Origin of the sequence: Hypericibacter sp., from assembly GCF_050729195.1 — a bacterium.
Classification (GTDB): Bacteria; Pseudomonadota; Alphaproteobacteria; order Dongiales; family Dongiaceae; genus Hypericibacter.
In genome coordinates this window covers 1-6,968 of record NZ_JBOHKS010000171.1, presented here as the reverse complement: position 1 = coordinate 6,968, position 6,968 = coordinate 1, and the positions used below count along the sequence as shown (strand labels likewise).

The window sequence follows — 6,968 nt, the reverse complement described above, 5'->3', positions numbered from 1 at the left end:
GGTTGCCGACGAAGGTGACCTCGAGAATGTTGGTCTTCTCGATCTTGGCTTCCCGCGCGACATTCTCGGCCAGCTCGTTCAGGACGCCGCGGACCGCCTTGGTCATCTCGACATCGCCGCCCGGCTTCATCGTCACATAGGAGACGCGGCTCATCAGATCCTCGCCGAAGCGGATCTGCGGATTCATCATGCCCGAGGAGGCGACCACCTCGCCGGTGGCGAGATCGCAGAGATGGCCAGCGATGGTGGTGGAGCCGATATCGACCGCGAGCCCGAAGGTGCGGTCATGGAAGCCCGGCCAGACCGCCGTGATCTGCTTCTTCTGATGCACCGCGACGGTCGCGGTCCAGTCGCCCTTGCGCAGCGCCTTCTGCAGATGCTGGATCACGCGCAAGTCCGTATCGAGGCCCGTCAGATCCCATTGCGAGGCCAGCGCCTGCTCGAGCCGCTGCAGATCGCCCGAGGGATCATGCATGTTGGGCTCGGCCACCTCGACATAATGCAGCGTGACCACCGGATCGAGCTCGATCGCCCGCATCTCGGCGCGCTTGCGCACGACCTGCTTATGGACCTGGCTGTCGGGCGGCACGTCGATGACGACGTCGCCCTGGACGCGGGTCGAGCAGGAGAGCCGCCGGCCCTCGGCCAGGCCCTTGCGCTCGGCATAACGCTTCTCGACATCGCCGAAGGCGGTCAGATGCGAGGCCTCGGACTTGACGCCGAGTTTCATGAACTCGCCTTCGGAGACCAGCACCTGGCAGCGTCCGCAGATGCCGCGCCCACCGCAGACGGAATCGATATCGACACCGAGCTTGCGCGCGGCCTGCAGCACCGGCGTCCCGATCGAGAACCGGCCGCGCTTGCCCGAGGGCATGAAGACAACGAGTGCGTCTTGGGTCTGCGCCATGATGGGTGCGCTTAACTTCCGATGATGGGGAGGGGCCGAGCGGCCCCCTCCCTTGCCCTCCCCCTTGAGGGGAGAGGGGATAAGTAAGAAGAAGACGGCCCGACCTTACTATCCCTTCCCCCACGCGGGCTACGCCCGCCCCCCTTTAAAGCTGCCGGCGACGCCGGCGGGTGGGGGAAGGTTAGGAAGGGGGATGAGGCGGTCTTCACCAATGGCGTAATCGAGCGCCGCTCCGCGCTCACACCGCTTCCGAGGTCGCGCCGGCGGGGCGGCGGCGGCGGTTTTCGCGGCCGGCGCGCTGGCCCTGGTTGGCGGCGTCGGCCGAGATCGGCTCGCGGAACTTCTGGATCCAGCGCATGCAATTCTCGTCATGACCGTTGGCGACGTCGGCCGCCAGGATCGCCGTCATCTCCTCCGGCCGCAGCGGATTCATGATCGCCGAGGTCATGCCGGCGCCGGTCAGCATCGCCAGGAAGGAGGCGTTGAGGCCATGGCGGTTGGGCAAGCCAAACGAGAAGTTCGAGGCGCCGCAGCAGGTATTGACCTTCAGTTCCTCGCGCAGGCGGCGCACCAGGCGGAACACCTGACGGCCGGCATCGTTGAGCGCACCCACCGGCATCACCAGCGGATCCACCACCACGTCGGCGGCCGGGATGCCGTAATCCATCGCGCGATGGACGATCTTCTTGGCGACCTCGTAGCGCACATCGGGATCGGGCGAGATGCCGGTCTCGTCGTTGGAGATCGCGATCACGGCGGCGCCGTATTTCTTCACCAGCGGCAGCACGACCTCGAGCCGCTCTTCCTCGCCGGTGACCGAGTTCAGCAGGGCCTTGCCCTTATAGACCTTCAGCCCCGCCTCGAGCGCCGCCACGATCGAGCTGTCGATCGAGAGCGGCACGTCGGTCAGGGACTGCACCAGCTGGATCGATTCCGCGAGGATCGCCGGCTCGTCGGCCAGCGGGATGCCGGCATTGACGTCCAGCATATGGGCACCCGCCTCGACCTGCGCGATCGCGTCGGCGCGCACGCGGCTGTAATCGCCGGCCGCCATCTCGGCCGCGAGCAGCTTGCGGCCCGTCGGGTTGATGCGCTCGCCGATCACGACGAAGGGGCGATCGAAACCGATCACGACTTCCTTGGTCGCGGAGCTGACGACGGTATGGGTCATGGGAGGCAACGTCCTTTCGAGGAGGTTCCGGCCGGGCGCCCGGGAAAGGCGATGGGGGCCGGGAGGAATTTAAGAGGCGACCGCGGCTTCGACCAGTGAGAAACCGGCGCCGCTGCGATCGAATGCAAAATGGCCGGCCTTGACGGCATTGAACCAATTGCAGGTCTTGGCAAAGCCGCCGAAGGGATAGAGATGGATGCCGTCGAGGCGGCCGGTCTTGTCGTTTGCCTTGAACTCGGCCATGGCCACCATCAGCTCGTCCGGCGTCTGCACCGTCAGGAGCTTGGCGATATTGGCAGCCTGGCGGGTGATGACGCGCATCGAGGGACCGATGCCGCATTCCTGGGCAAAGCGCAGCAGGGTCTTGATGCTGGCGGGGCCGGGCACGCCGATGCGCACCGGCAAGGTGACGCCATTGTCGGAGAGCCACTTCATCCAGGCCATGACCGGATCGGCCTCGAAGCAGAACTGGGTGACCAGATACATGGAGAGGCCGCGATCGGACGCCCATTTCGCCTTCGCCAGCGTGTGGCGCTTGACCTCGTCGGGGGCGATGTCGGGCGTGCCTTCGGGATGGCCGGCGATGCCGATCTTGCGGATGCCATGCTTCTCGAAGAGACCGGTCTCCAGCAGCTGGATCGCGGCGTCGAACACGCCCAGCGGCTTCTTGAGGCCGCCGCCGATCACCAGCGCCTGGGTGACCCCGGCCTCGTCATGCAGCCGGCCGAGATAGGTCTCGAGCGCGGCCTGCGAGGGGATCGAGCGCGCCGCGATATGCGGCACCGGCACCATCCCGTCATCCTTCAGGCGGCGCGCGGTCGCGACCGTGTCGTTGTAGTCCGTGCCCGGCAGGAAGGTGACATTGACGCAGGTACCGGCCGGCAGGAGCGCCTTGAAGCTCTCGACCTTGGCCGCGGTGCCGGGCGTGGTCTCGATGGAGTAGTCGCGGGTGAGCGCGATGATCTGGGACGCGGTCGCCATGGGCCTCATGTCCTGCTGCGTGTTACCGGCCGGGAAAATCGAGCGTTCCGCCCCGCCGGCGGGCGCCCTGACAATCCTCCCGGCGGCCCCGAAACACGCGCCGTACAACGCCATTCATCGGCTTGAAAACGACATGGTTCCGGGCGGGCTTTCGACCCGGCGGGCAGGCGCCCCGGCAACTCTCCCTCCGGCAGTCAAAGACCGTTTCAGGGCCAGTTTTTCTGGGGCTTTGGCCAAGCCCGAGACGGGATGGTTAACGCCTTTGAGGCCTGGGTAAGCGGCCTGCATCCGCCGCCGGATGACGCAAATGGGCGAACCGGTCCCGCTTCAGGCCGGGGTCTTGCCCCCGGCCATGACGAAGGCCGTCAGCCGCTCCTCGGGAAACTCGGCCTCGAGCCGGGCCGCAGCCGCGGCCGCCTCGGCCTCGAGATCGGCGCCGCATTCGACCGGATCGGCCCGGCGCCATTCCGCCAGATAGGAGTCCGTATCGCGCAAATTCGCCCGCATCGCCGCCCGGTCGATCGCCTTCTCGAAGCGCTCATTGAGGACGCGCTTGGCGGTGGTGCGGCCGGCCTTGGCGATGACCTGGGCCGGGATGTCGCGCCAGTAGACGACAGTGATCTGGGGCATCGGAACGGGACTCCTGGAGAGGCGAGGTTAGTGGGATTTGGCGGGGGCGCCGGCGACCGGGGCCACCGGGGCGGCGGCACCGGCGGGTGTCGCCTGCCAGCCATCGAGGAAGGTCTTGAGATCGCCATAGCCGGTGAAGCGGCGCTCATAGGCGAGCCCGAGACGGGCGGCGGCCTTCTCGGCCTTGGCGTCGAGCAGCGGATCGTCGATCTGTGCCAGATAGATCAGCTTCTTGTAATTGCCGAAATAGGCGTCGCGCAGCTCGGGATGCCGGTCGATTCCGAGCCCTTCGATGATGAGCTTGTCGAACTGCCGCACGAGGTAGTCGGTCAGATAGAAGGTGCCGAGCTCGGCCTCATGCATGGCGGCGAAATTCGCCGGGCCGGCATAGAAATCGTAGCAATGGGGACCGGCGATGCGCTCGACCCCGCCCTCTTCCGCCAGCACGCGATCGAGCTCGCCGCCCGAGCCGCAATCGCCATAGAGCACCAGCAACCGGTCATAGCGGTCGCGGTTCTCGCGGATCTTCTGCCGCACACCCTCCGGGATGCGCTCGGGCCGGTTATGCCAGATGGCGGGCAGGCAGGTGATCGACAGGTTGGTCCAGCCCGCCTGCTCGATCACGGCCAGGATCTCGCGCGCCAGCGCGCCGCAGGCAATGATGAGGGTGGTCGGGGCCTTGTCCATGTCTGTCGCTAAGGGTTCCGAGCTGCCGAGTTCCCATCATATGGGTATCGCGCGGCAGGGGTGCCATGCCTTCCGAGGATCAAGCTAGGCGCCGGTCTTGCCTGCCACTAAGCGGCTGGCGACGGTGGTTGCTGCCACGGCGACACCGGCGGGGATCATGACGGGGCCATCCGGATGCGGCGCTGCAAGAGCGCCAGAATCAACAGCAACTCGCCGAAGCTGCCGAATATAGCGCTGATGAGAATGCTCCAGTAGCTCAGCACAAAGGTGATTAGCGGATGGAGTTCGATGCGACACGCGCTCGGGGAGTCGCAATTCAGATAGTCGCTGGGACGGTCGAGAATGGCCAAGGCCGTCCTTAGTGCCGGCCAGGCAAGAAGGCCCAGCAGCAGAACCGAGCCGATACAAGCCAAGCGCCGCTGCTCGCGCGGCAGGCGCGACTCTGTCAACGCGAACCCCAGCGCCAAGAGGATCGCAACGGCGGCACCGGCCAGTTGGAACAGCTCTGTGCCTGTCATGAAGGAAAGCCAAACTCCCAAGGCGGGCAATATCGCGACGACCAGAAGGATCGTGCGAAGTCGTGGTCCCACCAGGCAAAGCCCAGTGATCGGCAGAAACGTTGCGAGCAGGACCAGGAACGCGGCCGGCGTCACGGGACGCCCACGGCATTCATCGACCGTCCCTTCACCAGCAAGCAGAGTTCCCACGACAGAAGGACCAGAACACCGACAGCCGTGACGATGGTCGTCCAGGCACCGAGCACCAGCTTGGCCCAGACGGAGGGATCCAAGAGGCACGCCGAATCTCCGGAGCTGCACAGCTCGTCCCACGGATTGCCAGTCATGGCCATTACCAGCAGCATTATCGGCAGAAGGGGAACCGCGACGCCGACGATTGCAAGCAAGCGTGCGATCGCTTTCGGTTCGAGCAAGCCTGGACGTCGATCCGATGCGATGATCAGTGTGGTGGCGAAAAGGCATATCGGCAAAGGAAGAGTGATGGCTGCCCAGCTTGGCGCAAGCAGAGCCATCGAAGAGGCAGCAAAAGACGCACCGACGACAGCCGCCAAGGCGAGCCTGCGACGATGGCCTCGAACCAGGTAAATTCCGAGCAGGGCTAGCGGGATCATGGGTGCAATCAGCAGTAACACCGCGACAAATCCCGCTCGGGACATACAAAGATCAGTGGGGCAAAGCGTTTCCACCAGTGCTTTAACCTCCGGCACCTAAGCACAAGCTCTCGATGTTATTGGCGTACGCAACATTATGGCTCGATCGCCTTTGCTGATTTCCGTCGTCGAATCAGCAAGCCGATTAGAAACACTTCGCCGGCGAAAAAAAAGACGAGAGATTGAATCGTCCCCCACCCGATCACGCCGATCATGCTCAACTTCAGATAGTCCCAATCGCAATCACTCGTGAAGTTGTCCCCCAGACAGAACTCGCCCTGGGGATTGTGATCGGCAGCGGCAAGGACGGCCAGGATTGGCAAAATACTGGCGGCAAGCATGAGTCCGACGCCGGCAGAAAGGTAATGAGACCGCCGCTGGAGAAGAAATCGGCGATCGAAAACGACAAGAAGGAGGGTTGCCATTATGAGCATCGCGCAGCCCACGAGCAGGAAAGGGGCATCTTCGGACCGCCGGATCATGAAAGCTGAAACAGGCGGCGCTGCGCAGAAGCCGAGCGCCAACCAGCGGCGATAAGAGTTGAGGAGGAGACAGGCTGTCGCGGGAACAAGCGACGACGACCACACGATAGCGGCAACGAAGGGAATCTCGAGTACCGAGGTCATGGCCTAATGACTTCCAAGTGAGCGCGCTGATACGAATTCTTCTCTACGAAACTGAAAGCAGACACTCTTTGCGGTCTTTGGATGGCTTGAAGCGAGGCGTTCGTCGATAACAATCCAGATCGCACGCCGCCACGAGGAGGAAAGCCGATTGCAGCTAGCTCGAAATCTGTACCGAAGCGAGAAGCGGCTTGGGGAAAACGCATCACGGCTCGCGATCACCCAAGATGTCCGCGCCATCGTCACGGAAGACTATAGAGAGGACGGTTCCACTCCTTGGTCCGATAGACCTCATCGACGCGTTCTCCATAGTCAGTGACGTGTTTCTCGCCCAATCCGCTATAGAGAGTGGCAACGTTCCGAATGCTGGGGTCATCCAGTCGATCCTGAATGCCCCGGAGCAGCGTCGCGCCTGCACGAATATTGAGGCGCGGGTCATTGAAGGTATCGCGCGTCTGGTCGACTACGATTCCCCTGTCTCGCCCTGCCTCGACATATTGCCGCGAGTAAGGCTGACCATTGTTGAGCAGCCCTCCCCAGAGGGAGCGCCTGACATTCATAGGCAGTATTGAATCGGACCAGCCCACGCGCTCCGCCGGATAGCCGTAAAGCCCTCCCTGCGAAACTTCTACATACATGACGGCTCGCAAGAGATCGGGGTCGAGGCCGATGCGTTTGGCTTCCGCTTCAATGAGATGGTCATTTTGGCGGACCTGCCTCGCACCGAGAGCAGTTAGACGAACCAAAGCTTTCGCTGCCTGGCCCAGCGCGTGAACCGGGTGCAGACCTTCGGCATAAGGA

General features: G+C 63.8%; 9 protein-coding genes. All 9 read right to left on the bottom strand.

The window, feature by feature from the left end; genetic code table 11:
* Positions 1-907, bottom strand: a 907-nt coding sequence (locus ACREE8_RS13390; protein WP_431573504.1) for a 2Fe-2S iron-sulfur cluster-binding protein, incomplete at its 3' end; no start/stop codon positions are given.
* Positions 908-1,145: 238 nt separating this feature from the next.
* Positions 1,146-2,078 carry a methyltetrahydrofolate cobalamin methyltransferase gene (locus tag ACREE8_RS13385; protein ID WP_431573503.1) on the bottom strand — a complete coding sequence of 311 codons (933 nt, stop codon included), beginning with the start codon at positions 2,076-2,078 and terminating at the stop codon, positions 1,146-1,148.
* 69 nt (positions 2,079-2,147) lie between these two features.
* Positions 2,148-3,059, bottom strand: a complete 912-nt coding sequence (locus tag ACREE8_RS13380; protein ID WP_431573502.1) for a methylenetetrahydrofolate reductase — start codon at positions 3,057-3,059, stop codon at positions 2,148-2,150.
* Between the two features lie 327 nt (positions 3,060-3,386).
* Positions 3,387-3,689: a virulence factor gene (locus ACREE8_RS13375; protein WP_431573501.1), complete on the bottom strand. Its 303-nt coding sequence runs from the start codon at positions 3,687-3,689 to the stop codon at positions 3,387-3,389.
* A 27-nt stretch (positions 3,690-3,716) separates the two neighbouring features.
* Positions 3,717-4,376 (bottom strand): DUF1638 domain-containing protein, encoded by a 660-nt coding sequence (locus ACREE8_RS13370; RefSeq protein WP_431573500.1) that lies wholly within the window; start codon positions 4,374-4,376, stop codon positions 3,717-3,719.
* Between the two features lie 155 nt (positions 4,377-4,531).
* On the bottom strand, positions 4,532-5,029 hold the full coding sequence (locus ACREE8_RS13365; protein WP_431573499.1) for a hypothetical protein: 498 nt from the start codon (positions 5,027-5,029) through the stop codon (positions 4,532-4,534).
* Positions 5,026-5,526, bottom strand: coding sequence for a hypothetical protein (locus ACREE8_RS13360; protein WP_431573498.1), 501 nt, complete (start codon positions 5,524-5,526; stop codon positions 5,026-5,028). The genes ACREE8_RS13365 and ACREE8_RS13360 overlap by 4 nt, the downstream gene beginning before the upstream one ends.
* A gap of 113 nt (positions 5,527-5,639) precedes the next feature.
* Positions 5,640-6,170 (bottom strand): hypothetical protein, encoded by a 531-nt coding sequence (locus tag ACREE8_RS13355; protein ID WP_431573497.1) that lies wholly within the window; start codon positions 6,168-6,170, stop codon positions 5,640-5,642.
* Positions 6,171-6,409: 239 nt separating this feature from the next.
* A partial coding sequence (locus tag ACREE8_RS13350) for a hypothetical protein (RefSeq protein WP_431573496.1) occupies positions 6,410-6,968 on the bottom strand: 559 nt, incomplete at its 5' end.

Bases quoted from the DNA above. Each gene is read 5' to 3' on its own strand.
- ACREE8_RS13375 (WP_431573501.1), bottom strand. From the start codon at position 3,689: ATGCCCCAGATCACTGTCGTCTACTGGCGCGACATCCCGGCCCAGGTC.
- ACREE8_RS13385 (WP_431573503.1), bottom strand. From the start codon at position 2,078: ATGACCCATACCGTCGTCAGCTCCGCGACCAAGGAAGTCGTGATCGGT.
- ACREE8_RS13370 (WP_431573500.1), bottom strand. From the start codon at position 4,376: ATGGACAAGGCCCCGACCACCCTCATCATTGCCTGCGGCGCGCTGGCG.
- ACREE8_RS13355 (WP_431573497.1), bottom strand. From the start codon at position 6,170: ATGACCTCGGTACTCGAGATTCCCTTCGTTGCCGCTATCGTGTGGTCG.
- ACREE8_RS13380 (WP_431573502.1), bottom strand. From the start codon at position 3,059: ATGGCGACCGCGTCCCAGATCATCGCGCTCACCCGCGACTACTCCATC.